The following is a 25548-nucleotide window of genomic DNA, read 5'->3' on the forward strand; positions in this document are numbered from 1 at the left end:
AATCAATTAAAAGTTTATATTATACCATTTAAAAATAAAATTAGAATTTAATTACTCTCCATTTTTGTTATGATTAAACTCAGGCACAATTTCCTTTAAAACTTTTGCAGGATCTGTGCTTTGGAGTAATCTTTCTATTTCTTGATTTAAAATTTTTAAATCTTTAATTTCACTAGTGGTAACAAATATACTTTCATATTGAGTTTTCAAATCATCTTCATGGATTAAAAGCTCTTCGTAAAGTTTTTCACCTTTTCTAAGTCCAGTGATTTTGATTTCTAACTTTTTATTAGAAAGTAAAAGCATTTTTTTAGCTAAATCCATGATTTTAACAGGCTCACCCATATCAAGTACAAATAACTCCCCACCTTTGGCAATAGCCGCAGCTTGTAAAACAAGTTGCACAGCTTCATCCACAAGCATAAAATATCGCACTATATCAGGATGAGTAAGAGTAAGTGGTTCATTAGCTGCAATTTGAGCTTTAAATTTAGGTATGACACTTCCACTTGAGCCTAAAACATTACCAAAACGCACACAAGCTACTTCAAAATTTTCACAACTTGAACTTAGCGCATAAAGTTCACAAATTCTTTTTGTACAACCCATGATATTAGTTGGTCTTACAGCTTTATCAGTGCTTATCATAACAAATTTAGCAACCTTGTAAGTTTTTGCAAGATCGATTAAATTTTTAGTACCTATGATATTATTTAAAATAGCTGAATGTGGATTTTGCTCACACAAAGGCACGTGTTTATAAGCTGCTGCATGTAAAATCAAATCTATATTTTTTTCTTGTAAAAGTTTTTCTAACGCTTCTTTGTCTAGTATACTCATCATAATAGGTTCAATTTTTTCTTTATGTAAGCTTAATTCTTCATTGATTTTATATAAATTATACTCGCTATGATCAAGCATGATTAAGTGTTTTGCGCCAAATTTAATGCATTGTTTACAAAGCTCGCTTCCTATAGTCCCACCAGCCCCACTAACTAAAACTACCTTATCTTTGATAAAATCAATCACGCAAGCATTATCTAAATCTTTTGGCTTACGCGCTAATAAATCTTCGATGCTTATATCTCTTGCTTCATTTTGTGTAAAAGAAAAAAGCTTTATATCATTAATCCCATAAGCAATAAGCTCATCAAAAAGCTTTTTGAGTTCTTCTTGCTCAAGTTTTAAAGCAATGATAGCAGTATGAATACCTTCAGCGGTATATTTTCTAATTGCTTCTTTTTCTTCAACTATAAATTTATCACAATAAGTACCTATTAAATTTTTACGCTCATCTACCACAGCTACAGGAAAAAGCCCTAAGCTTCCTTCTTTAGCTCCTTTTAATAAATGCAAAGCTTTTGAAGTGGCACCAACTACTATACAAGGATGTTCTTCATTGTATTTTGGCTTTCTAAAATCAACTATCATTCTTTTGCTTATACGCAAACTTCCAATTAACATACAGGATAAAACAAAGTCTATCCCTATAACGCTTCTTGGAAAAGGGTTAAAAAAATCATCATAAAAATAATAAATTGCTAAAAATACAAGCTCAGCTAAAGCTAAAGCGATGACTAATTTACGTGCTTCATTAAGTGAGAAAAATCTCCAAGCAACTTGATAAATTTTAAAAAAAGCTAGAAAAATGATTTTAAGCAAAATTAAAATCACAGCACTTTTAAACATACCTTCATAAAATTCACTTGGAATGTCTGCACTAAAGCGTAAAGAAAAAGACAAATAAATACTTATAACAAAAAGTAAAATATCAGCGCCTAGGAAAAAACCTAGGCGTTTGCTTTTATAATCCATCTTAGTCCTTTAAGGTGTTTAAGATTAAAGTAGAAACTTCCTCTACATCGGCTTTACTCATAGTAGTTGCGCTTGGAAGGCAAATTCCATTGCTAAAGAAAAACTCACTATTGCCATTTAAGTAAGCATCGCAACCTTTGTAAAGTTCTTGTAAATGCATTGGTTTCCAAAGCGGGCGACTTTCGATTTTATTATCTTTTAAAACTTGTATGATTTTTAAAATTTTATCTTGAATTTGAACATTTTTATTTTCACATATACAATGTTTTTCATAAGTATTAAGTTTATTTAAATCAAAATCAAGTAAAGCAGTACTTAGCCAGCGATTTGACTTGGTATTTTCAAGTTCATCTAAAAAAGTAAAGGTGCCACTTAAAAATTCTTTATACCAGCTATAAATTTCACGCTTTTTACTTACTCTTTCTTTTAAAACTTCCATTTGAGCAGTGCCGATTGCACCTAAGATATTGCTCATTCTATAATTATAGCCATATTCTTTATGCTCATAATGAAGGCAATTTTCTCTAGCTTGAGTGCTATAAAATCTTGCTTTTTCAAGATTAGCATGATTTTCACTTACAAGCATACCACCACCACCTGTTGTGATGATTTTATTACCATTAAAAGAATATACTCCAAAATCCCCAAAAGTACCTAAAGCTTTATTTTTGTAAAAACTTCCCAAAGCTTCAGCAGCATCTTCGATTAAAAAAATCTCATTTTCTTTACAAATTTGGACAATCTCATCCATTTTAGAAGCATTACCATAAAGGTGTGTTAAAATGAGAGCTTTTGGCTTTTTAGGACTTTCTTTGATAGCTTTTTTTAATAAATTTACATCTAAATTATAAGTTTCATCACAATCAATAAACACAGGCGTAGCGTTCATATAAGAAATAGGCGCTACTGAAGCAATAAAAGTAAAACTTGAAGCTAAAACTACATCACCTTCTTTGATACCCAAAACTCTTAAAGCTAGATGAATGGCTGCAGTGGCTGCATTTAGAGCAAGTGCGTTGGAACTTTTTGTATAATCTTTAATACTTTGTTCTAAGGCATTAACAAACTCACCCAAAGGTGCTATATAATTACTTTCAAAAGCTTTGTGTATGTATTCTAATTCTTTTCCACTCATATGTGGTGCTGATAGAAAAAATCTCATTTTACCTCCTTTATTTTCTTAGCAGGAACTCCGGCATAAATGCCTTTAGAAGTTAAGTTTTTAACTACAACTGCTCCTGCGCCTAAAGTTATATCATCATTTAAACTCATACAAGGAATAACGCTTGAATTAACTCCTAAAAAACAACGCTTTCCTATTTTTACATTTCCTGTTAGTTTAGCTCCAACGCTAATATGGCTAAACTCATCTACAAAACACTCATGCTCAATCACACAAGCAGTATTTAAAATCACACCTTTTGCAATGCTAGCTTTAGCATTAACTACGACATTTGGCATGATCAAAATACCCTCATCATCTAAAAAAGCACTTGGACTAATAATAGCACTTTTGTGTATCAAATTTACTAATCTAAATCCATCTTCTTTTGCTTTTTTGAAAAGTTTTTCTCTAATAGAGTTTGCACCAATAGCAATAAACATATCGTGTTTTTCTAAGTTGGAGTGATATTTTAAGCCTTTATTATCATCTAAAAAGATGATTTTTTCATATCCTAAATTTCTAGCCACATCAGCACAGACTAAACCATGCCCACTAGAACCATATATATAAATACTTTTAGTTGTGTCCATTGAATTTATCCGTTGTAGCTACTCCTTCTTTATTAACCCCACTTCTTTTTAAAACTTTAATAATAGTCATAAAAAAGATTTTAAGGTCAAATAAAAAAGAGCAATTTTGCACATATTCTACATCATATTTAAATTTTTGCTCCCAAGAAATAGCATTGCGTCCATTAATCTGTGCCCAACCTGTAATACCTGGTCTTACATCGTGGCGTTTTTTTTGCTCTTGATTGTATAAGGGCAAGTATTCTACAAGTAAAGGTCTTGGGCCTATGAAGCTCATATCGCCTTTTAATACATTAAAAAGCTGTGGTAATTCATCTAAGCTCAAGCTTCTAACTAGTTTGCCAAAAGGCTTTAAGCGTAATTCATCAGGAAGTAATTCTCCATTTTCATCGGTTTCATCACTCATGGTTTTAAATTTATAAATATAAAAAATTTTTTCATTTAATCCTGGTCTTGCTTGTTTAAAAAGCACACTTCCTTGAACGATTTTTAAAACAATACCTATAAGCACTATAAAGGGTGAAAAAACAATCAACAAAATCAAAGCTAAAAAAAAGTCAAAAACACGCTTTAAACCATTTTTATACATTTGTAAAACCCCTATAAAAGTCAAGATATTTCAAAGCTATGATATTTTCATCATAATTTTGCGCTCTAAGAAAAGCATTTTGCGCTAAAGTATTTTTTAGTTTTTCACCTTCTAATAAAACTGCGATTTTTTCAGCTAAATCTTTACTATCTTTGCATTTGCAAATCAAACCATCTATGGCATTATCCACTGCTTCAATGCAACCCTCAGCATCACTTACAACACATGCTTTTTTGCAAGCTTGTGCTTCTAAAACCGTTCTTGGATAGCCTTCTTTATAACTTGGTAAAACAAAAATATCGCATAAATTTAATAAATGTGCAATATCACTTCTTGCGCCAAGATAAAAAACATCATTTGAGTTTAAAAATTCTAATGGTGCGCAAGATTTATTATCATCCCTTCCGCCTACCAAAACAAAATTTGCCTTATCTTTTAAAATTTGGCTTGCCTCATAAAATTCTTTAATGCCTTTATGCCAAAGCGCTCTTGAGATCATTAAAACGATAGGTTTATCAGGCATATTGTGTTCTTTTAAAAAAGCTTGTTTTTCTTCTGTGCTAATTTTTAAAGGTAAAAATTGTTTTAAATTTAGTCCTACGGATTTGATGATTTTGATTTTTTCTTCTTTTAAGCCTAAATTTTTCATAAATAAAGCATTGCTTTCATTGACAAAAATAAAACCATTAGCAAGTTTAAAAGAAATTTTATAAAGTAAATTAATGCTCATTCTTACTAATTTGCTTTTAAAATCATCATCTATATAAAAACTTCCTAAGCCTTCAACCAAACCAAAAGTATATTTAATGCCCGCCATTTTAGCTGCTATGATACCTGTTGTATTGCTTTTGTGAGCACTTGTTTGTAAAAGATCTAAATTTAAACTTTTGAGTGTATTTTTTAAACTAAGTAGATTTTTAAAAACAATCAAAGGATTGACACTTGATCTAGCTAAATCATAAAAACAAACCTTATAGCCTAGTTCTTGTAATTTAATAGCAAAATCATCTTTTGGAGTGATGATTATAACTTCATGATTATTTTTTTCTAAAGCTCTAATGAGTGCAAGACGAAAATAATACACACTCATTGCGCTATGGGTTAAAATTCCTATTTTCATCTTTTTAGCCTATAAATTTTTGCTCTTGCATCATTAGTGACTTGCTCAAATAAATCTTGATCATATTGATTTAATAAAAACATTTGTATGTAGGCACTATTATAAAGACTTTCATCTAAAATCACAAAGCTTTTATATTCTCTTAAAAAGAGCAAATAAATTTGAGCTTTTGAATCAATTTCATTGTAATAAAATTTGCCATTAGTGATGGATTCTATATCCACAAAAGCTTTTAAAGGTATACTCGCACCTTCTACTTTTAAGGCTCTAAAATCATTAATAATTTCTACCCCATTATCAAGCATAACAGAGCCTGTGGTTTTATCTTGAGCTATGGCATTAGCTTGGGAGAAAAATAAACTTTTTTCTTGCTCTCCATTGTCAGGATTTGTATTTGCAAATTGTGCCACCACAGGCATGATACGCAACATTCTATAAGGCATATAAATATATACATCTCTAGTTTTATTGGTATCAAATTTAAAATCTTTATCATTTAAACTTTCTAAAAAATCTTTAGCACTTGTTTGGTTATAATCTTTAACCATGGCTTTTAAAACATCAGGATAGTTTTCTTTGAAAGATTTTTCAGTGTATTCTACGCTAAGTCTTGCCATATTAGCTGCTGGAATTTGTTCTTTACTTAAGACAAAAGATGAGAAAAAATTATCTTTTCCTAGGTGTTTTCCACCATCGATTAAGGTTTTTACATCGCTATAATAGCGTATTGGATAACCATAATCCCACCAAGCAACGACATAATCTTCTCTTTGAGCTTTATTTTTTAAATCATTTAAAATACTAGCTTCATAAGAAGTAAAAACAGTAGAGGATTTATAATAATAAATATGCATCAAAGCAGGGCTTATACTAAAAAATGCAATGAGTATGAGTAAGATATTTTTATTTCTTAGACTAAGTTTGATTTGTTTTTTTTCTAAAAAATTAAAAAATGTATATAAAAAATACCCAAAACCCAAAGCCATCACAGGAACTGCATAAATGGTAAATCTAAGTCCAGCTCTTAAAGCCATAAAACCTAGTGCAAGCATAGGTAGAGCTAAAAGCATGCTTTTATGATCTTTGCAAAGCAAGATAAAACCTATAAAAGAAAGGATAAATACTAAAACACTAGAGCTAATCCTTTGCATAAATACTTCAGGATCGATAGTATTTACTTCCATAATAGTTTCATTGACATTAAAATACATAAAGGCAGCATCTTTTAAATTTTGCACATCAGAAGCTTTGAAAACATAAAATTTAAGTTGATATAAAACAGGATCTAAGCCACCGCTTAAATGTAATATCAAAATGCTAATAAAAATCAAAGGCCAAATCATATAAAAATTAATTTTTTCTTCTTTAAAAGCAAAAATAGCAAATAATAATACAATCAAAGCAAGTTTATATTGCCATGCTAGCATACTTAAAGCTATGATCATTAAAGCAATAGCTAGATAAAAAATCTTTTCTTTTCTATGAAATACTAAAGTATAAAGTCCAAAAAGTCCTATCATAGCAAAATTTAAAGAATAACTTGATGGATACCACCATAAATAAATCATGATGAAAATTGGACTTAAAAGTAGGGTGAAAATGTCTTTATTAATAGTTAAGCGTATAAAAGTAAGTAAAATAAGCATTGGTAAAACTAACACTAGCATATCTGTATCATAATACCCGCTCATAGTGCGGTTATAATAACTATTTGCAATGCTTCCAAGCAAGGCTGCTATAAAGCCATAGGTAGTGAGTTTATACTCTCTTGCGATTAATATAATAGGCACAACAATCAAAGAAGCAAAAAAAGTACTCATATATAAAATAATACTTTCAAAGCTAAAAGGCAAAATACTATAAAGCCAGTAAGTCAAAGTAGAAAGTGAGCTTCCAAAATAAGATAAGTCATTAGGTTGATGAAAACCTGCTATCATATCTCTTGCACCTTCTGCAAAAGCATAGCCATCATTAGTAGTAATCATGAGTTGATCATTAAAGAAAAACTCATAAAACTCACTTGCCCAAGCTACCCAGTATAATCTACACAAAACACTAAAAGCAAAGGCTATAAGGATTAAAATACAGGTATATTTTATAGAATTATTATTCGTGAAATTTTGTTGTAGTTTCATTTTATGCCTTGTTGAAAAATTCAAATAATTGCTTTGCTATGCTAATTTTATCAAATTCTTTTGCACGCAAAAAAGCCTTTTGTCTATATGAAGCTTTTAATGCTTCATCATTGCACATTTTTTCTAAGCCTTCTTGCATGGCTTTTTCATCATCTACTTTTACTAAAAGTCCAAACTCATCATTTAAAAATAATTCCCTTGCACCGCTTTTATGATCAGTGCAAAGTACGGCAGTATTACAAGCTAGGCATTCGATTAAAACATTAGAAAAACCTTCAAAACTTGAAGCAAAAGCAAAAAAGTCACATTTACTCATGTATTTATAAGGATTTTTATCAAAACCTAGTAAAAAGACTTTGTTTTTTAAATTTAAAGTTTCTATTAAAGCTAAAAGCTCATCTTTTAAAATACCCTCGCCTAAAATGACTAATTTTAAATCAGTTTTAACTTTTGCATAAGCTCTTATAAGCATAGCATGATTTTTACCATGATCAAGCCTACCAACACTTAATATAAAAGGATCTTTAAAGTTTATTCCTTCTTTAGATTTTTCTATAATGCTTTCTAAATCTATGGCATTGTATAAAATATCACATTTTTTAGCCTCTATATTGAAATTTTGTATTAAATCTTCTTTGTTTCCTATAGAATTTGCTAAGATTAAATCTGCCTTATTATAAAGTTTTTTAATAAGAAATTTATTGATAAAAGAATTTAGATTATTATGTTTATAAATCACACTTGGAGTAGTGCATTCGTTGATAATAAGGGTTGATTTAAGTCCTAGAGATTTTGCCATTAAAGCAATATAATTAGGTCTATTTAATAATACAAATTGCAAATTGATTTTTAAATCTTCGCAAAGCTTTTTGTATTTCATAGCTAGCAAGGGCAGTTTTAAAAATTTAGCTAAGTTGCTTTCGCTTGGATTTGATTTTTCAAGGTAGTGGATATTAACCTCAGGAATATCATAGGATATTTTATCATTCATTAAAATCAAATGTACTTCATATTTTAAATTTAACACAGGTAATAGCGTAGATACAACCCTTTCAGCACCACCGCTTCCTAATGAATAAATAAAAATTGCTAGTTTTTTCATGTTAAACCCTTACTTCTTTGATCAAATCAATCCATTTTTGTGCTACATTGGCCACTTCATAATCTTTACATCGCTGCTGTGCATTAAGCGCTAGTGTTTTTCTTAAATTTTCATCTTGCATTAAAAGGGCGAGTTTTTCGCTTAAAGCCTTTTCATCATCTAAATCTACCAAAAATCCATCTTTTCCATCATCAATTAAATCTTTATGGCCGCTTGTGTATTTAGTGCTAATGCGTGCTACTTGATAATATAAACTTTCAAGCAAAACTGTTGGCAAGCCTTCTATGAAAGAGCAAAGGCAGATTATTTTTGCTTTTTTATAAAGCTCTTGCATATTTTCAACTTTGCCTAAAAAATTAACCTTGATATTTAAATTCTTAGCTTCTTGTTCTAAATCTTGTCTTAATTCTCCATCGCCTGCTATGAAAAAATTGTATTGATTTTGTAAATTTATATCTAGTCTTGCTATGGCTTTTAAAAACATAGAAGCATTTTTATTATGATCAAGTCTGCCTACGAAAATAACATTATTTTCTTTTTCTAAATTTTCTTTAATGGGGCTAAAATGACAAGGATTTGGCATATTGATAACTTTTTTAACAAAGTTTTCATAATAATTTTTATCATCATTACTTAGCACGGTTAGAGCATTTGCATGAGGAAAACTTATACGGCGTAAAAATTTCCAAATTTTAGATTTTAAATAAGTATAAGAGCTATGCTCGCTAATGATTAAAGGTGTATTAGAACCTTTATTTGCCCAAACGCAAGCGATGTTAGTGGTATCTAAAAATGAGATAAAAATATCGCTTTTATGCTCTTTAAGTGCTTGTTTTAAGGCTTTGAATTTTTTAATGCGTGAGGCTATTTTATTATAAAGAGTGGAAAAGTCAAACTGCTCTAGGGTAAAAAGTTTGATTTTTGGATCAAGCTTGTAAAAAGAGTCTTCTTTGTGAAATTTAATAATATTTATTTCATGATTTTTACAAAGTTCATTAGCTAAAGTGACTAATACTCTTTCAGCACCGCCTGAATTTAAAGTAGCTATGATGAAAGTAATTTTCATACTTGTTCCTTTAAATGCCCATGTTTTACTTCAAATACTCTATCGCAACCTTGTATGGTTGAGAGTCTATGGGCTATGATGATGAGGGTTTTGTCTTTTGAGATTTTATAGATTTCTTCCATGATTTTTGCTTCACTTTCTTGATCAAGAGCACTAGTTGCTTCATCTAAAACTAAAATTTCAGGTTGTTGATAAAGCGCTCTTGCTATGGCTATTCTTTGTCTTTGGCCTCCACTTAAAAACGAACCTGAATCACCCACCTTAGTATGCACTCCATCTTCAAGTGAATTTACAAAGCTTTCAAGATTAGCTTGTTTGATCACCTTATGCAAAAGTGCTTCATCCACTTCTTCTCCAAAGCTAATATTTTTAGCAATAGAATCATTAAAAAGATAAATTTGTTGAGGTATGTAGCCAATTTTACTTCTAAAACTTTTTATATTGCTCTCATCAAGCTTAATTCCATCTACAAAAATAGCTCCATCGCTTGGTTTTAAAAGCCCTATAATAAGATCGACTAAAGTGCTTTTACCACTTCCGCTTTTACCTATAAAAGCGATTTTTTCATTTTTCTTAAGCTCAAAATTTAAATTTTTAAATAAATTTTTCTTACCCTTATAAGCAAAGAAAAGATTTTTCAAAACAATTTTTTCTTTAAATTTAATACTTTCATCGCCTAGTTTTTCTTCTTTTTCATTGAGCATATTATAAATAATATCTAAAGAGTTTTTATAATATGTGATTTCATTATAACTTGTGATGATACGATTAGCACTTGGCATAAGTCTATAAAGAGCTACTACGAAAATGGTGATGGTTGCTAAGATAGATGAAATATCACTTTCATATCTTAAAACTAAATATACCACAATAAAACAAAGCATACAAAAACCTATACCTTCAAGGTAAATTCTAGGAATGCTTGACATGCTTTCATTGCTAATATTTGCTTTGGCAAAAAGCCCACTTTGAAGTTCATAAAGCTTTTGTGTGCTTTGTTCTTTGGTTTTGAGTTTGATGATTTTAAGGTTGTTTAAATTTGCATTTAAAATTTCAAAATAATTTTTCATCGCTTCTTCTCTAGCTATGGAAGCTTTTTTTACCAAGGGTGAGAGAATTTTAATCAAAATAAAAGCATTTAAAAGTAAAAAAACACTTAAAACTAGAGTGATTTTATAGTTGATAATTAGCAATAAAGTATAAAGTAAAAACACCACAAAGCTTTCACTTAGCATAAGTAAAAATGCACTAATTAAAGTACTTAAATGAAATACTTCTTGAGTGATAGTTTTTAAAAGTTCTGATTGATTTTTATTAGTAAAATTTTCATATTCAAGATGTAAGTATTTATCAAAAATACGACAAGCAAGGCTGTGATAGCGCCCTTTAGAAAAGCGCGCAAGCAAATGAAAATAAAAGGCATTTAAAAAGGCTCTAAAAATATAAAAGGCGATTAATATACAGCCAAAATAAGCAATAATCTTATAACTTGGTAAATTTAAATACTCATATATAGGTTGAAAATAGGAGCTTTTTTCTAAAAGCTCAAAATTACTCGCCGCTGATACAAAAGGCATGATTAAAGAAATAGCAAAGCTTTCTATAAATCCTATAAAAATAGAAAAAATTAGCAAAGCAAATAAAAATTTCTTATCATGAGCATTAAGTATAAAAAAAAGTTTTTTTAACACTGTTTTTCCCACTCATAAGCACTTTTGCAGATTAATTCTAAATCATCATATTTTGGTTTCCAATTAGTTAGGGTTTTGATTTTATCAGCATTTGAAATAAGCACAGAAGGATCCCCAGCTCTTTTTGGTGCTAGTTCTACTGTGAAATCTACCCCGCTTACTTTTTTCATGGTTTCAATAACTTCTTTTACGCTAAAGCCATGTCCATAGCCTACATTGAAAATATTACTTTCATTATTTTCTAGGTATTCTAAAGCAGCTAAATGCGCACTTGAAATATCATCAACATGGATAAAATCTCTAATACAAGTGCCATCTTTAGTATTATAATCATCGCCAAAAATATAAAGTTTTTCTCTTTTTCCTGTGGCTACTTCAGCAGCAACCTTGATAAGTAAAGTAGCTTTTGGATAGCGTTGACCTATAGGATAACTCATACAAGCACCTGCTACATTGAAGTATCTTAAAATGCAGTATTTAAATTCAGGATTAGCCATGTTAGCATCTTGTAAGACTTTTTCGCTCATTAGTTTGCTTTGCCCATAAGGATTAATCGGTGCTAATGGACTTTGCTCATCTACGATAGGAGTTTGTGGCTCTCCATAAGTAGCTGCGGTTGAAGAAAAAATGAATTTTTTCACACCTGTTTCTAAACAAGTTTGGATTAAATTACTTGTATTTGCGGTATTGTTCATATAGTATTTTAAAGGATTTTCCATACTTTCAGGAACTTCAATGCTAGCTGCAAAATGTACAATTGCATCAAATTTTTCTTCTTTGAAAAGTTTTTTAATCCCAGCATAATCGCTTAAATCTTGCTCAAAAAACTTAAAAGGTCTGATTTTAGAAAGTTCATCCAAACTTTTTTTGCTACCTTTTGAAAGATTATCTAATACACAAATTTCATGATTTGTTTCTAAAAATTGTTTTAAGGTATGAGAGCCTATGTATCCTGCGCCACCGGTGATTAAAATTTTCATTTTTATCCTTTTTGTGATATTTAATAATAGTTATTTTAATATACTTTTCTTAATTAATTTAAAACTTACTTTTTTCTTTTTCTATGGCCTCTAAAAATGGCTTTTGATAGCTTTTATCGCTATGTTTTTGCAAAAGTTCTTCTTTGAAATTTTCTAAAATATTAAGATAATCTTCTTGGGTTAAATTAGCTTTGATGAGTTCGTATTTTAAAAATAGCATATAGGTGTTTAACACATCGCTTTCACAGTATTCGTGAATTTTTTCGAGCTTGTTTTGATAAAAAAGTTCTAATACTTCATTTCCATGTACATCATACTTTCCAGGAAGTTCTGCCATAGCACAAAGTGTGTCAAGTCTTAAGCCTTTTTGACCAAAACTTCCTAAAGATTCTAATAAATCACAATGTTTATTTTCTACAAATTTGCTTTTGTAGTTATTCCATTTATCGCTTGCATCTAAATAAGCACTTGCGTTGATATTGTATTTTAATGCTCTTATAACAAGCAAAGGCATGTCATAGCTTTTACCATTAAAACTTACAAGGCGGGGTTGGTGTTTGTCTATGAAGTTAAAAAACTCTTCTAGCATTTGCTTTTCATTGTCGCCTTTGATTTTATTGACTTTGATGAAATTTCCAAATTTATCTGCAATTACCGCACAAATGCTTATAACTTTATGAAAAGGCAGGGGTAAAAAATCACTCCCGCTTTCTTCTTTTTGTCTTTCTAAAGCTTGCTTGCTAATGCTTAAATCATCGCCATTAAAATCATAAAGATGTTTTATCAATTCTACATCAGGAATGCTCTCACAATCAAAAACGCAAATATATTCTTGCATGATAAACCTTTTTTTAAAAAAATCTTTGTTAAAATCATAACAGAAAATTTAAAATTAGGTTTAATATAAAATGAAAATAGCAATTGTAAGACTTTCTGCTTTGGGTGATATTATTCAATCTGCGATCGTTTTGCAGTTTATTAAAAAAATAAACAAAAATATTGAAATTCATTGGTTTGTCGATAAAAGATTTGCTAATTTATTACAAGATCATCCTTTGATAGATGAACTTTATGTATTACCTTTAAAAGATAAAAAATTCAAAGAAACCTTTGCGATCCTTTTTGAAGCCAGGCAAAATAAATATGATGTTGTGATTGACTTGCAAGGTTTGATTAAATCGGCTGTGGTCAGTAGAATTTTAGGCTCTAATGTTTTTGGTTTTGATAAAAATGGTTTAAGGGAAACTTTTGCACATAATTTTTATAGCCAAAAATTTGATGCAAGTTATAATGAAAATGTGTACATTCGGTATTTATCTCTTGTACACTATGCTTTTAATGAAGAATTTGATTATAAAGAAATTTATCATAAACAAGCAGTTTTTCCTTTGGATGAGGAAATTAAAGATGAATTGATTCAAAGAATTGATTTTAATCAAAATTTAAAAAATGTATTAATCCATGTTGGTTCCGCAGAAGATAATAAAATATATTCTATAACGAAAATGGCATTATTGTGTAAAATGCTTGTGAATGCTTTTTCAGAAATTAATATTTATCTTTGTTGGGGCAATCAAAAAGAATATTACTTATCACAGGAATTAATTCAATTAAGTCAAATTGTTAATTCTTCAACTCAAGCATTAATTCAACTACCAAAATTATCTTTAAAAGAATTAATATGCATGACAAAGATAAGTGATTTGGTTATAGGCAATGATAGTGGACCTACTCATTTAGCTTTTGCGCTAAATAAACCTTCTATAACTATATTTGGCGCTACATGGGATAGTCGTGTGTGCATTGAAACTCAGATTAATAAAACCATAAGTGCGGGCAAAAAATTTGATACTAATGTTAAATTCAAATTTGATAGAAGTGATTTTTGTATACAAAATATCGATGAAAAAGATATTTTTAAACTTGCTTGTGAGCTTTTAGAAAAATGATAAATTATATATATCTAAGCCTTTTTTATATACTAAAAGCTCTTGTGAAGATTTTACCTTCAAAACTTTTAAGCTCTTTTGCAAATTTGGTTGCTTTAATCACTTATAGACTTAATCACAAACACCGCAAAATCATTGATACAAACTTAAAAATTTGCTTTCCTGAAAAAGATCAAAAATGGCGTGATGAAACTAGTCTTAATATCTATAAAAATTTTGCTAAATTTGGGATTGATTTTATCAAAAATCAAAATACAAATAAAGAAGAAATCATCAATAAAATTTGCTTTGATGATGAGGAGCAAATTTTAAATATAATGCAAAGTAAAAGACCCCTGATCGTAACTACGGCTCATTATGGTAACTGGGAGCTTTTGGCTTTATCTTTTGGGGCAAAGTTTCAAGGAATTTCCATAGTTGGAAGAGCGCTTGATAGCGTGATAATGGATAAAATTTTAAGTAAAAATCGCACGCAGTTTAACATAGAGCTTATAGAAAAAAAGGGCGGGCTTAAAAAAATGCTAAAAGCCTTAAAAGAAGGTAGATCGCTTGGAATTTTAACCGATCAAGATGCGGTAGATGGTGAAAGTATAAAGGTGCAATATTTTAATCAAGAAGTAAATTTCATAGCAGGTGCAAGTGTGCTTGCCAAAAAAACAAATGCTATGATTTTACCTTGTTTTGTGTATCAAAAAGATGAGAAATTTTTTGTAAAAACTTTTAAGGCTTTAGATGCAAGTAAGGCAAGTATAGAAGAGCTTACTAAGTATCAAGCGAAGTGTTGTGAAGAGATGATTAAATTTAAACCTGATGAGTATTTTTTCTTTCATAAGAGATTTAAAAGATATAATCATGAGTTGTATTTATAGGATATAAAATGGATTTAAAGCAAATTAGTGTGATAATGATTGTTAAAAATGCTCAAAAAACTTTAAAAGCTTGCTTGGAATCTTTGCAAGAATTTGGCGAGATAGTTTTAATAGAAAATGATAGCAATGATGATACTTTGAAAATTGCTTATGAATTTAGTAAAAACTATAAAAATATCAAGATTTATCAGCATAAATTTATAGGTTTTGGACCTTTGAAAAATTTAGCCATCAGTTATGCTAGTAATGATTGGATTTTTAATATTGATGCAGATGAGCTTGCTAAGAAAGAATTTTTACAAGAATTAGGGCAAATTGAGCCTAATAAAGAAGATATCATAGCTTTGCCAAGAGAAAATTTATACAATGGAGAGTGGATTAAAGCTTGTGGGTGGTGGCCTGATCATGTAATGCGAGTATTTAATAAAACCCATACTAGTTTTAATGAAAATTTGGTACATGAAAGTTTGATTTTACATGAAGATAGTAAAAAGATTAAGTTGCAAAATGGTTTGAGGCATTTTACATGCGATCAGATGAGTGAAATAATAAGTAAAATGAATCTCTATACTTCATACTCTGCGCAAGAAAAATTTAAATATAATAAAAAACCGAGTGCCACAAAGGCCATACTGAGATTTATTTTTACTTTTATAAAGGACTATTTTTTTAGAAAAGGTTTTTTATATGGATATAAGGGATTTGTGATTGCTATTTTAAATGCAAATGGTGCTTTTTTTCGATATATGAAACTTTATGATCAAGTTTGCAAAAATGAAAAAGATTAATATTTTTTTAAAAGATATTACAGAAAGTGGTGGTGGAGAGAGGGTTTGTGTAAATCTTGCTAATGCTTTTTCTTTTGATTATGAAGTTGAAATTTTTAGTTTTTATAAAAGTCAACCAAATACTGCTTATGAGCTTGATGAAAAGGTAAAAATAACTTACTTAAGTGCATTTAATTTAAAAAATGCAAGAGGAATTAAAAAAATATTTCTAAAAATTTTTTGTCGCTATTTTCTATCATTAAAAATGATTTTCTATTTTAGACAAAGAAATAAAGAAATAATTGTAGCTAATGATGGGTATTTTTTACCTTTTTTCAAGAATAAAACTTTAAAGTATTTTAGAATTTGGCACATTAAAGCTCCTAAGAGAAAAAAGAGAATTTTTGATTATTTTGATGCAATTATTATACTTTCATCAAAAGAACTTGAAAAATGGAATAAATGGCATAAAAATATTCAAATAATTCCTAATTTTTTACCTTTTATATCTTCTAAAAAAAGTGATTTGTCTCAAAAAGTTGTTTTAAGTATTGGTAGGTTTACTCAAGAAAAAGGTTTTTTCAGGCTTATAGATATTTGGGAAACGATACAAAGGAGTGAGAAATTTAGAGAATGGCAACTCCATATTGTGGGTGATGGGATTTTGAAAGAAGAATTGCTTTATAAAATAAAACTAAAAAAATTAGAACACTCTGTAATTTTATTACCTTTTAATAAAAATATAGAAACAGAATACCTAAAAGCAAGTATTTATGCAATGACTAGTTATTCTGAAGGTTTTGGAATGGTTTTAATTGAAAGTGCAAATTATAGTATCCCAAGTGTTGCATTTGATATAAATACAGGGCCTAGTGATATCATTGATAATAAAAAAAGTGGATTTTTAATACAAGATGGCAATTTACATGATTTTGTAGATAAACTTTGTTTGCTTATGGATGATAAGGGCTTAAGAGAGCAAATGGGACAAGCTGCTAAGGAAAATATTTGTAATAAATTTTCTAAAGAAAAAGTTATGCAAAAATGGAAAGATTTATTAATTATTTGATTTTATTGGCATATTTTTTAAACTCATTAATAATTTTAAACGCTTTTAATAATACATTAAAAGTATTTTTATTGTTTCTTCTTGCATATAAGACTATTTCTCCAAGCATACAGCATAAACCAAAGATTTCATTATGAATGATTTGCACATTATACATAAAACATTTATCTTGGTTTGTATCGTGAATCAAAGATGATATTTTTATAAAATTAAAACTTTTTATAGCTTTTAAAAGCTCAAGTCCCAAAGTGCTATAAAGTAAATGATCTTTAATGTTTGTTTTTTGTTCAAGTAGTTCTTTATTAAAAATAGGTGTTTTTTCAGCTATTTGCCACCAATAATCATTTATATTTTTACCTTGTAAATCTGTGTATGATTTTAAAAATTTCCAAGGCTTTTCTCCGTAGTGTAGAATTTTGGGTGATTTTGCACTTTCAATAAATTCCTCTCTTGTGTAGTTAAGCCTATTAGGTTTTTCATTTTTACATATTACATAAAGTAGTGTTTTTATGTTGAAATTATAAGAGAAATCTAATTTTAATTGATACTGCGGTTTTATAGTAGCATTCAATAGATCTTGATCTGCTGCTTTTATATAGTAGCTTTTGCTAGCTAAATTTTCACATTTTTGTTCTATATCGTTTTTTCTCCATTCTTTTAAGTTGATGAGTAGAAAACCTGAGTTAAAATAATTTTTACCAAAATATAAAACTTTTTTCTTACCATATTCTTTAAATTTAATTTTAAATTTTTTAGAACCAGGATCTCCTACAACTCCTGCTATTTTTCCTTCTAAATTAATGGTAAAAATTTCTCTTATATCACACAAACACAACATATCAGAATCTAAATATAAGCATTTATCTATTTGTTCTTCTAATATAGAACTTAATTTTAATCTATAATAAGGTAATTTTGAGCTATGGGCAGCCCCACTAATAGGATAACTCTTAAAATTTTTATCGCTTAGAATATGAATTTGTATTATGCAGGGGAAAATATCATTAAGTTCTTTTTCTAAACCCTGAATTTTTTTTATTGTGCTATCACTGATAAAGTTACTTAAAATATGGAAATAATATTTATTTTCTTTTAAATAAAATTTATTTTTATTTGTATTTTTAACAATACTTGTAATCAAAACAGCTGTATATTTTATATAATTTTCGTCAGCACTAAAGATTATGTGATACATTATTACTTTCTAAAAAAGTTAAATATTTTTTTTGGATTACGCCAAAAAGATTTTAATTTATAATAATAACTAAGTTTGTTAATATTTTTAATACCCATTTGCTTTAAAATTTCATGCGTTTGTAAATAATTTAATTTATGATAATTATTTACATATAAAGATGTATATTTATATATAAATCTTTTCAATTTTTTTCTATATTTAAAAGAAGATTCATTAATAAATTTATAAATATGGGAAGCTATTATTAAGTGACTATATGCTCTAAAATAGTGCCTCATGGTTTTGTAATTATCAAAGTAATTTTCTAATGGTTGTAAAAATTTAGGTATATAAGAAGGGAAATCAATCTCGTTCTCGCTAGTCATGGTGCTGTTTTCTCTAATTCTATATACTATTTGTTCTGATTTTTGATAACATACACGATTGGCAAGGCAAAATAAAAATATACCAAATTCGTCATCTTCGGCATGAATTCCATGTGTAAAACGTAAATTATATCTATTTAAAATATTGGAGCTAAAACAGTAAACCCAACATAAGTAATAATAAGCGTTTTTTTTATTTATCACTTGTATTCCATTTTCAAAAACTATATTATTAAATTTTAATGTTTTTTTGTCTTTTTTAAAAGTCTTATTAAAATCATTGTAATATATATAATCATGCATAATTATTTCTAATTGTTGATTAATCATAGAATTTACACAAAATTCAATACACTCTCTTTTTAAATAATCATCGCTATCTAAGAAATGAATTATTCTATTAGGCAGCTCTTGAACAATTAATTCATTGATATTTTCTAAATTAACTTTTACATAATTTTGATTTTTTATTTTTATTGCTTGATTAACTTCAGATATTGTAATTTTTTTAAATGATTTATCAAAAGTATGAATTTGAGTTAAGCTTTCTATAAAATCAATATCCTCGCCTTCGCAATATCTTCTTAAAATTGTACCTTTGATAAATTCTAAACCTGTATTTCTAGCAGAGCTTTGATGATAGTTTATTTTTGAAACAACAAATATTCTATTATCCTGAGATGCATATTTTAAACAAATTTCCAAACTTTTATCTGTGCTACCATCATCTACCAAAATTATATCTAAATTGGTATATGATTGATGTATTAAACTTTGAATGCATTCATCTAGATATTTTTCTACATTATAAACTGGAATTATAATGCTAACAAGTGGATTATTGTGCATGAGAATCCTTAATCTTGAAATAGAGATATTGTAACTTATATCTAGTTTTAATAATATTTTTTTTTATTTTGTGAAAAAAATGATTCTGATAGCTTTTTTTAGGATCCTTAACAATGCTCCAAAGATCCGACAACTCTTTATAAGTAAAATACTTTTTATTTAACTTGTCGTAAATCGGAGAAAAATCTTGCGAAATTTTATATAAAAATTCTAATTTATATTTCTTATCAATACGTTTTAAATTCCACAAATATGTTCTAAATTTGAAACAATAAAAAATATCTTGCAATCTATTTTTATGTTCTAAATTTCTATCAAGAAATTTATCTAAAAATTCAAATTCATCGCAGACTGAATATACTTTTTCTTTGTTTTTAACTGAAGCATTTTCATTGTCTTGTCTATAAAAATAAAATCCCTCATGATGAAAATAAATACTTGAAGCTAGACTTAAAATTTGAAACCATAATCCTATATCTTGATAGGAAGCCCCTTTTGTTTCATTTGCTCTTATATTGTGTTTTTTAATAAAATCCATTCTATAAAGACTAGATTGATTCATATTCCAAGAATTTATAATAATATTTGGATTAAGATATGGATTAGTTTTTTTGTTATACAAAGATTGATCATAGCATATAGGAAGATTTTTAAAAATTCTTTGTTCTCCTTCGCCTTCAAAACCAATAAAATCGGATTTAATTACTTGACAATCCAGACTACAAGCTAATTTGTAAAGTTTTTCACACATATCTAATTTTATATAATCATCACTTTCAACTATTGTACAATATTCTCCTTTAGCGATATCAAATCCGTTATTAAATGCCGCCCCCAAACCTGCATTCTCTTTGTGGATGACTATAATTCTTTCATCATTAATCGCATATTCATCACATATTTTTCCACAATTATCAGTAGATCCATCATTAATTAATATAATTTCTATGTCTTTTAATGTTTGATTGACAACGCTATTAAGGCATTCTCTAAGATATCCTTCCACATTGTAAATTGGAATTATAATTGATATTAAAGGAGTGTTTTTATCGATCATGTATATTGTTTTCCTAATAAAAAATTTTAATATTATATAATATTTTTTTAAATTTTTGATAATTAAAGATTTTACTTTTAGTCTATGATTTTAAAAATCATACAAATTTTTAATTCACTATTTCTGTATTTTTATTTGTGTTTTTTATCAAATTTTAAATTTCTCGATTTATATTCACATTAAATTTACTTCAGTGGTTTATTATGGTATTTCTTTTATTTTATATATAAACAATTATATAAAGAAAGATAAAAGTAATAATTAATATTGATAATATGGTATTTACTTTAAAAGTTTTTGTTTTGTATAAGCTGATAATATCTAAAAACTTTATCAATAGATCTAATTGTAAAAGTTTATATAAGTTGCTCGTCAATTTTATTACAGTAAATTCATTACTATAATCATTTTATACAGTAGGCTATTCCTGTGGTATATATGGTAAAATTTAGAGTTTTTTATAAAACATAATTGGATATCTAAGGTAATTCTGATTTAAATTTTAAATATTCTTTATATCATATAAATTCTTATATATTTTAAGATTGTTTATTTTGGTAATTTTCTATATTCAATAATCTTTATTATTTTGCTGAAATTTCATTCAACTTCGGTATATTTTACTTATATTATTTTCTAGTATTTTTAAATATATGTTGAAAAATTCTTGAATTCAATTTTTTCTAAAATAGATAAGTTAAAATATTATTTTTTATTAAAGGTTTTTTATAGTTGAATGTTGGTGTGATTTAGTTTTGTATATTCATTAATAATCCAATCCCCTTCATTTCTTAATTTAATGTCATAATTCCATAAAATTTCTGTATCTTTATATAATTTTTTTACAACCTCCATGTTTGGATTTAGACAGTCAAATCCCCATTTACGTCTCCAATAATTATAGTTATGTAATAGTATTTTTGGACGCCATGATATATATTTTCTCTCAAAAATTTTAAGCTTTCCAAAAAAATAATAACTTCTTGTTAGTTGAACTTCGTCATCAATGGTCTTAATAAAATTAAAGTATCTTTTTTTCCAACTATCTGGATTTCTATTTCCTCTTAGAGAAAATCTATGACATATTTCAATGTTTGGCAAATAAAAACATTTTTTATTATACAATCTAAACATTAGAAAAAAATCATCATCCTCAATCCAAAGAGGATAATTTTTATCAAATCCACCAATTTTTAATGCTATATCTCTCCTAAAAAAAGTAAAAACACCTAATGCTGTATCAATTTCTGCTGGCTTATTTACAATATTGTCAAAATTTGCAGAAACTGTTGATTTATAATCCCAACTTCTAAATCCTATTTTTTCTGTTGGAATTTTTCCTCTATCTAATAAACCATTAGGAGATATAACTGATCTACCTAAAGCATGAAGCCAACCATTATCAGCTATAACTTTAGAGGTTATAACTCCTATTTTTTCAGGCTCTATATAGTAAAATTCTAAAAACTTTTCAACAAATGATTGTGTTTCAATTGTTGCATCACCGTCGCATCGTATTATAAATTCACCTTTGGATAAAAATAAGGCTTTATTAAGCGCGTTTATAATACCAAGATGCGGTTCTTCTATAATAAGCATATTATTAATTTTACCACTATTTTTCCAACTATATAAAACCTCTAAACTACAATCCTCAGATCCATCATCAACAATTATAAATTCATAATTATCATATGTATTATTAATTATAAATTTTTCAAAAAACAAATTTAAAACATGTTCGTTATTATAATTAGGTAATATGAAACTGATAAAGGGTTTTGTATTCATTTAATAGCCTTTTGAAAATAACTTAAAACCCTATCCACAGTTTTATCCATATCATAATATTTATAATCACCCAATCTTCCTAGAAAATATACATTTTTTAGCATACTAGCTTCTTGTAAATACTTTTCATATAATTTTTGATTGTCATCATTTGGTATAGGGTAGTATCTTTCATTTATTCCATCTTTGAAATCACAAGGGTACTCATAAGAAAATATAGTTTTATCCGATCTTTCATCAAGATAGTATTTATACTCTACACTTCTTGTAAAATCAAAATTATTTGGATAGTTCATTTGAGCACATGATTGCATATATTCTTTATCGTAAGTTTCAAATACTATATCCAAACTTCTATAAGGTAATTTACCAAATTTATAGTCAAAAAACTCATCTATAGCGCCGGTATAAAAAAGCTTATCATAAGAAATATTTTCTTTTATATCGTTAAAATCAGTTTTTAATCTTACCTCTATCAAAGGATGATCTAAGATATTTCGTATCATTTTAGTATAACCATCTCTTGGCAAGGCTTGATAAGTATCTTGAAAATATCTATCATCTTTACTTATATATATAGGCACTCTAGCACTTACACTAGGGTCAATATCCTCTGGTTTTACACCCCATTGTTTAACAGTATATCCTAAAAATACTTTTTTGTATATATAATCAGCTAAAAATTGCAAATCTTTATCATTTGAATTTCTTAATTCTAAAATGGTGGTTTTAGAATCATAACTATATTTTTCTATGAGTTTTTTTTCTAAATTATGTGCCATTTCTTTTGGAAAAACTTTATATAAACTATCTAGATTAAATGGTATATTAACTTCTTTGCCATCTATATAAGCTTTTACTTTATAAAAAAACACATACCACTTGGTAAAACGACTTAAAAAATCCCACACTTCTTTTATGCTTGTATGAAAAACATGAGGACCATACTTATGTATAGTTATATTTGTATTTTTGTCTTTATAATCATATATATTTCCACCTATATGATCCCTTCTATCTATAATCACAACTTTTTCATTTTTTTCCTCAGCTATTTTTCTAGCCAAAATCACACCACTTAGCCCACAGCCGACTATTAAGTTTTGAATTTTTTCCATTAAAATTTCCTATTTAGCTCCCAATTCCAAGCAGATTTTATAATATCTTTTATATCTTTATATTTAATTTCCCAGCCTAAAATTTCTTTTGCTTTTTTATTATCAGCAAATAGCTTTGCAGGATCCCCTGCTCTTCTTGGAGCGTATTTTACAGGACACTTTTTACCACTTACATCTTCAGCTGCATTGATGATTTCTTTTACGCTGGTACCAATACCTGTTCCTAAATTTATACAACCATGATATTTCTCTAAATTTTCTAAAGCTAGTCTATGAGCACTTGCTAAATCTTCTATATGTATATAATCTCTTATACAAGTTCCATCTTTGGTATCATAATCATCTCCAAAAACATTTATACATTCTATCTCTCCTTTTATGGCTTTTAAAACCAAAGGTATTAAATGCGTTTCAGGCTCATGACTCTCACCTATATCTTCCATAGCTCCAGCTGCATTAAAATACCTTAAAGATATGTGTCTTAAACCATAGGCTATTTCATAGTCTTTAAAAATCTGCTCTACCATAAGTTTAGTTCTACCATAAGCATTGATAGGGTTTTGTGGGTGTTTTTCATCTATAGGAGTGTATTGTGGTTCACCATATGTAGCACAAGTACTTGAAAAAACTATATCTTTCACATCATACTCTAACATGACATTTAATAAATTTAAAGTTCCTATGACATTATTTTGATAGTATTTTTGAGGCTTAATGACACTCTCACCTACATAAGCAAAAGCAGCAAAATGAATTACAGAGTCTATTTGTTCACTTGAAAAAACATTTTTTAAAGAATATAAATCTAATAAATCAGCATGTATAAATTTTGCTCTTTTATCAATAGCTTCTTTATGACCGTATATGAGATTATCAATAACTATACAATTATATCCATAATCTAAAAGATGCTTAGTTGTACAAGATCCTATATAACCAGCACCGCCAACCACTAAAACATTTCTCATCTTCCTATACCTTCATATTTATAACCAAGACTTAAAGCTTTTTGTTTATCTAGTAAATTTCTACAATCAAAAATCTTTTTATCTTTCATAATACTAGCTAGTTTTTCTAAATCAATATCTTTAAATTCGCTCCACTCAGTTAATACTACAAGTAAATCTGCATCCTTACAAGCTTCGTATACATTTGAGCAATACTTAATTTTATCTTGTAAAATACTTTTTGCAAGTTCCATAGCTTTAGGATCATAAGCTTGTATACAAGCATGCTGTTCTAATAACTTAAATATTATATCTATAGCAGGAGATTCTCTGCAATCATCTGTGCCATCTTTAAAGGCTAAACCTAAAATAGCAATTTTAGAATTTTTAACATCTCCTACTAAATTTAAAATTCTATGAGCTATTGTTTCTTTTCTTTTTTCATTTCCATTTATAGCAGCATTTATTAAGCTTAAATCTACATCATTTTGTTTACCCATAAAAGCCATAGCTTGGGTATCTTTTGGAAAACAAGAACCTCCATAACCTGGTCCAGGATTTAAAAATCTATTGCCAATTCTCTCATCAAGTCCCATTCCTTTGGCTACTTCTAAAATATCCGCTCCTGCTTTTTCGCAAAAATTAGCCATTTCATTAATATAATGAATTTTAATAGCTAAAAAAGCATTAGAGGCATATTTGATCGTCTCTGAAGATCTTCTACTTACAAAAAGTAATTTGCTTTTCTGTTTAAAAGGCTCATAAAGTTTTTCAATAACTTTTTTTGCTTGATCTGAGTTAGTCCCAACTACAATACGATCAGGATTGAAAAAGTCATATACAGCAAAACCTTCTCTTAAAAACTCAGGCAAAGATACAACGTCAAATTTTGCATTTGGATTTTTTTTGCTAATTAAACTTTCTATATCATCTCCTGTACCCACCGGAACAGTTGATTTAGTAGCCACCACTGTATAATCTTTTAAATAATCAGCTAATTCAGTTGCAGCAGCATGAATATACTTCATATCAGCTTCTTTTGTTACAGGGTGTGGTGGAGTACCAACAGCTATAATAACCACATCAGCATTTTCAACACCTTCTTTCATAGAAGTACTAAATTGCAAATTTCCATTTTTGGTGTTTTTTAAAAACAATTCTTCTAAGCCATCTTCGTATATAGTTAATTTATTATTTTTTAATGCTTCTATTTTTGATATTTCTCTGTCAATGCAAATAACTTTATTACCTAATTCTGCTAGTCCAACTCCTGTTGGTAAACCCACATATCCTGTTCCTATAATAGCTATATTCAT

At 28.1% G+C, this 25548-nt stretch carries 22 protein-coding genes; 4 read left to right on the forward strand and 18 right to left on the reverse strand.

Annotated features, from left to right (window positions below; translation table 11 throughout):
• Window positions 1-51: 51 nt before the first annotated feature.
• The 11 genes from pglF to L8U41_RS02375 are packed head-to-tail and all read right to left on the reverse strand — an operon-like array spanning window position 52 to window position 13091.
• A complete protein-coding gene (gene pglF / locus L8U41_RS02325) occupies window positions 52-1815 on the reverse strand; it encodes a UDP-N-acetylglucosamine 4,6-dehydratase (configuration-retaining) (RefSeq protein WP_214100189.1) in 1764 nt (587 codons plus the stop codon).
• 1 nt (window position 1816) lies between these two features.
• Window positions 1817-2977, reverse strand: coding sequence for a UDP-N-acetylbacillosamine transaminase (gene pglE, locus L8U41_RS02330; protein WP_263727697.1), 1161 nt, complete (start codon window positions 2975-2977; stop codon window positions 1817-1819).
• The gene (gene pglD, locus L8U41_RS02335) at window positions 2974-3570 is read right to left on the reverse strand and encodes a UDP-N-acetylbacillosamine N-acetyltransferase (RefSeq protein ID WP_114640582.1); all 597 of its coding nucleotides are present in this window, start codon (window positions 3568-3570) and stop codon (window positions 2974-2976) included. Before pglD ends, pglE begins: the two co-directional genes overlap by 4 nt.
• Entirely contained in the window at window positions 3557-4159 is a 603-nt protein-coding gene (pglC, locus tag L8U41_RS02340; RefSeq protein WP_087685512.1) for an undecaprenyl phosphate N,N'-diacetylbacillosamine 1-phosphate transferase, read from the reverse strand. The genes pglD and pglC overlap by 14 nt, the downstream gene beginning before the upstream one ends.
• Window positions 4152-5279, reverse strand: coding sequence for a N,N'-diacetylbacillosaminyl-diphospho-undecaprenol alpha-1,3-N-acetylgalactosaminyltransferase (gene pglA / locus L8U41_RS02345; protein ID WP_263724920.1), 1128 nt, complete (start codon window positions 5277-5279; stop codon window positions 4152-4154). Before pglA ends, pglC begins: the two co-directional genes overlap by 8 nt.
• Window positions 5276-7414, reverse strand: coding sequence for an STT3 domain-containing protein (locus tag L8U41_RS02350; protein ID WP_263727698.1), 2139 nt, complete (start codon window positions 7412-7414; stop codon window positions 5276-5278). Before L8U41_RS02350 ends, pglA begins: the two co-directional genes overlap by 4 nt.
• A 1-nt stretch (window position 7415) precedes the next feature.
• Complete coding sequence (locus tag L8U41_RS02355; protein WP_263727699.1) at window positions 7416-8516, reverse strand: glycosyltransferase; 1101 nt, start codon at window positions 8514-8516, stop codon at window positions 7416-7418.
• Between the two features lies 1 nt (window position 8517).
• The gene (locus tag L8U41_RS02360) at window positions 8518-9582 is read right to left on the reverse strand and encodes a glycosyltransferase (RefSeq protein WP_263727700.1); all 1065 of its coding nucleotides are present in this window, start codon (window positions 9580-9582) and stop codon (window positions 8518-8520) included.
• The gene (locus L8U41_RS02365) at window positions 9579-11273 is read right to left on the reverse strand and encodes an ABC transporter ATP-binding protein (RefSeq protein ID WP_263727701.1); all 1695 of its coding nucleotides are present in this window, start codon (window positions 11271-11273) and stop codon (window positions 9579-9581) included. The genes L8U41_RS02360 and L8U41_RS02365 overlap by 4 nt, the downstream gene beginning before the upstream one ends.
• Window positions 11267-12253 (reverse strand): UDP-glucose 4-epimerase GalE, encoded by a 987-nt coding sequence (gene galE, locus L8U41_RS02370; RefSeq protein ID WP_039626879.1) that lies wholly within the window; start codon window positions 12251-12253, stop codon window positions 11267-11269. Before galE (L8U41_RS02370) ends, L8U41_RS02365 begins: the two co-directional genes overlap by 7 nt.
• A 58-nt stretch (window positions 12254-12311) precedes the next feature.
• Window positions 12312-13091, reverse strand: coding sequence for a 3'-5' exonuclease (locus L8U41_RS02375; protein WP_263727702.1), 780 nt, complete (start codon window positions 13089-13091; stop codon window positions 12312-12314).
• Between the two features lie 70 nt (window positions 13092-13161).
• Between L8U41_RS02375 and waaC the strand changes: the two genes are divergently transcribed.
• From waaC to L8U41_RS02395, 4 genes are read left to right on the forward strand one after another with little or no spacing between them, the layout of a single operon-like run.
• Window positions 13162-14202: a lipopolysaccharide heptosyltransferase I gene (waaC, locus tag L8U41_RS02380; protein WP_263727703.1), complete on the forward strand. Its 1041-nt coding sequence runs from the start codon at window positions 13162-13164 to the stop codon at window positions 14200-14202.
• A complete protein-coding gene (locus L8U41_RS02385; RefSeq protein ID WP_263727704.1) occupies window positions 14199-15071 on the forward strand; it encodes a lipid A biosynthesis lauroyl acyltransferase in 873 nt (290 codons plus the stop codon). Before waaC ends, L8U41_RS02385 begins: the two co-directional genes overlap by 4 nt.
• 8 nt (window positions 15072-15079) lie before the next feature.
• Window positions 15080-15859: a glycosyltransferase family 2 protein gene (locus tag L8U41_RS02390; RefSeq protein WP_263727705.1), complete on the forward strand. Its 780-nt coding sequence runs from the start codon at window positions 15080-15082 to the stop codon at window positions 15857-15859.
• Window positions 15846-16907, forward strand: a complete 1062-nt coding sequence (locus L8U41_RS02395) for a glycosyltransferase family 4 protein (RefSeq protein WP_263727706.1) — start codon at window positions 15846-15848, stop codon at window positions 16905-16907. The genes L8U41_RS02390 and L8U41_RS02395 overlap by 14 nt, the downstream gene beginning before the upstream one ends.
• Here the strand turns inward: L8U41_RS02395 and L8U41_RS02400 are convergent.
• From L8U41_RS02400 to L8U41_RS02430, 7 genes are all read right to left on the reverse strand, one after another.
• Window positions 16900-18102, reverse strand: coding sequence for a glycosyltransferase family 8 protein (locus L8U41_RS02400; protein WP_263727707.1), 1203 nt, complete (start codon window positions 18100-18102; stop codon window positions 16900-16902). The two genes, L8U41_RS02395 and L8U41_RS02400, sit on opposite strands and share 8 nt — an antisense overlap.
• 2 nt (window positions 18103-18104) lie before the next feature.
• Window positions 18105-19319: a glycosyltransferase family 2 protein gene (locus L8U41_RS02405; RefSeq protein WP_115646017.1), complete on the reverse strand. Its 1215-nt coding sequence runs from the start codon at window positions 19317-19319 to the stop codon at window positions 18105-18107.
• Window positions 19309-20376 carry a glycosyltransferase family 2 protein gene (locus L8U41_RS02410; RefSeq protein ID WP_263727708.1) on the reverse strand — a complete coding sequence of 356 codons (1068 nt, stop codon included), beginning with the start codon at window positions 20374-20376 and terminating at the stop codon, window positions 19309-19311. The genes L8U41_RS02405 and L8U41_RS02410 overlap by 11 nt, the downstream gene beginning before the upstream one ends.
• Before the next feature lie 726 nt (window positions 20377-21102).
• The gene (locus tag L8U41_RS02415) at window positions 21103-22167 is read right to left on the reverse strand and encodes a glycosyltransferase family 2 protein (RefSeq protein ID WP_263727709.1); all 1065 of its coding nucleotides are present in this window, start codon (window positions 22165-22167) and stop codon (window positions 21103-21105) included.
• On the reverse strand, window positions 22164-23285 hold the full coding sequence (gene glf / locus L8U41_RS02420) for a UDP-galactopyranose mutase (protein ID WP_263727710.1): 1122 nt from the start codon (window positions 23283-23285) through the stop codon (window positions 22164-22166). Before glf ends, L8U41_RS02415 begins: the two co-directional genes overlap by 4 nt.
• Window positions 23285-24253 (reverse strand): UDP-glucose 4-epimerase GalE, encoded by a 969-nt coding sequence (galE, locus tag L8U41_RS02425; RefSeq protein WP_263690994.1) that lies wholly within the window; start codon window positions 24251-24253, stop codon window positions 23285-23287. The genes glf and galE (L8U41_RS02425) overlap by 1 nt, the downstream gene beginning before the upstream one ends.
• Window positions 24250-25548, reverse strand: a complete 1299-nt coding sequence (locus tag L8U41_RS02430; protein ID WP_263727711.1) for a UDP-glucose dehydrogenase family protein — start codon at window positions 25546-25548, stop codon at window positions 24250-24252. Before L8U41_RS02430 ends, galE (L8U41_RS02425) begins: the two co-directional genes overlap by 4 nt.

The organism is Campylobacter sp. RKI_CA19_01116 (assembly GCF_025771405.1).
Taxonomy (GTDB): domain Bacteria; phylum Campylobacterota; class Campylobacteria; order Campylobacterales; family Campylobacteraceae; genus Campylobacter_D.

What these genes read in the sequence shown, in the direction of transcription:
- L8U41_RS02385 (WP_263727704.1), top strand. Translation starts at nt 14,199, where the DNA reads ATGATAAATTATATATATCTAAGCCTTTTTTATATACTAAAAGCTCTT.
- L8U41_RS02360 (WP_263727700.1), bottom strand. Translation starts at nt 9,582, where the DNA reads ATGAAAATTACTTTCATCATAGCTACTTTAAATTCAGGCGGTGCTGAA.
- pglF (WP_214100189.1), bottom strand. Translation starts at nt 1,815, where the DNA reads ATGGATTATAAAAGCAAACGCCTAGGTTTTTTCCTAGGCGCTGATATT.
- L8U41_RS02375 (WP_263727702.1), bottom strand. Translation starts at nt 13,091, where the DNA reads ATGCAAGAATATATTTGCGTTTTTGATTGTGAGAGCATTCCTGATGTA.
- pglC (WP_087685512.1), bottom strand. Translation starts at nt 4,159, where the DNA reads ATGTATAAAAATGGTTTAAAGCGTGTTTTTGACTTTTTTTTAGCTTTG.
- glf (WP_263727710.1), bottom strand. Translation starts at nt 23,285, where the DNA reads ATGGAAAAAATTCAAAACTTAATAGTCGGCTGTGGGCTAAGTGGTGTG.
- galE (WP_039626879.1), bottom strand. Translation starts at nt 12,253, where the DNA reads ATGAAAATTTTAATCACCGGTGGCGCAGGATACATAGGCTCTCATACC.
- L8U41_RS02430 (WP_263727711.1), bottom strand. Translation starts at nt 25,548, where the DNA reads ATGAATATAGCTATTATAGGAACAGGATATGTGGGTTTACCAACAGGA.
- L8U41_RS02350 (WP_263727698.1), bottom strand. Translation starts at nt 7,414, where the DNA reads ATGAAACTACAACAAAATTTCACGAATAATAATTCTATAAAATATACC.
- galE (WP_263690994.1), bottom strand. Translation starts at nt 24,253, where the DNA reads ATGAGAAATGTTTTAGTGGTTGGCGGTGCTGGTTATATAGGATCTTGT.
- L8U41_RS02415 (WP_263727709.1), bottom strand. Translation starts at nt 22,167, where the DNA reads ATGAATACAAAACCCTTTATCAGTTTCATATTACCTAATTATAATAAC.
- L8U41_RS02395 (WP_263727706.1), top strand. Translation starts at nt 15,846, where the DNA reads ATGAAAAAGATTAATATTTTTTTAAAAGATATTACAGAAAGTGGTGGT.
- L8U41_RS02410 (WP_263727708.1), bottom strand. Translation starts at nt 20,376, where the DNA reads ATGATCGATAAAAACACTCCTTTAATATCAATTATAATTCCAATTTAC.
- waaC (WP_263727703.1), top strand. Translation starts at nt 13,162, where the DNA reads ATGAAAATAGCAATTGTAAGACTTTCTGCTTTGGGTGATATTATTCAA.
- L8U41_RS02405 (WP_115646017.1), bottom strand. Translation starts at nt 19,319, where the DNA reads ATGCACAATAATCCACTTGTTAGCATTATAATTCCAGTTTATAATGTA.
- L8U41_RS02390 (WP_263727705.1), top strand. Translation starts at nt 15,080, where the DNA reads ATGGATTTAAAGCAAATTAGTGTGATAATGATTGTTAAAAATGCTCAA.
- L8U41_RS02355 (WP_263727699.1), bottom strand. Translation starts at nt 8,516, where the DNA reads ATGAAAAAACTAGCAATTTTTATTTATTCATTAGGAAGCGGTGGTGCT.
- pglA (WP_263724920.1), bottom strand. Translation starts at nt 5,279, where the DNA reads ATGAAAATAGGAATTTTAACCCATAGCGCAATGAGTGTGTATTATTTT.
- L8U41_RS02400 (WP_263727707.1), bottom strand. Translation starts at nt 18,102, where the DNA reads ATGTATCACATAATCTTTAGTGCTGACGAAAATTATATAAAATATACA.
- pglE (WP_263727697.1), bottom strand. Translation starts at nt 2,977, where the DNA reads ATGAGATTTTTTCTATCAGCACCACATATGAGTGGAAAAGAATTAGAA.
- pglD (WP_114640582.1), bottom strand. Translation starts at nt 3,570, where the DNA reads ATGGACACAACTAAAAGTATTTATATATATGGTTCTAGTGGGCATGGT.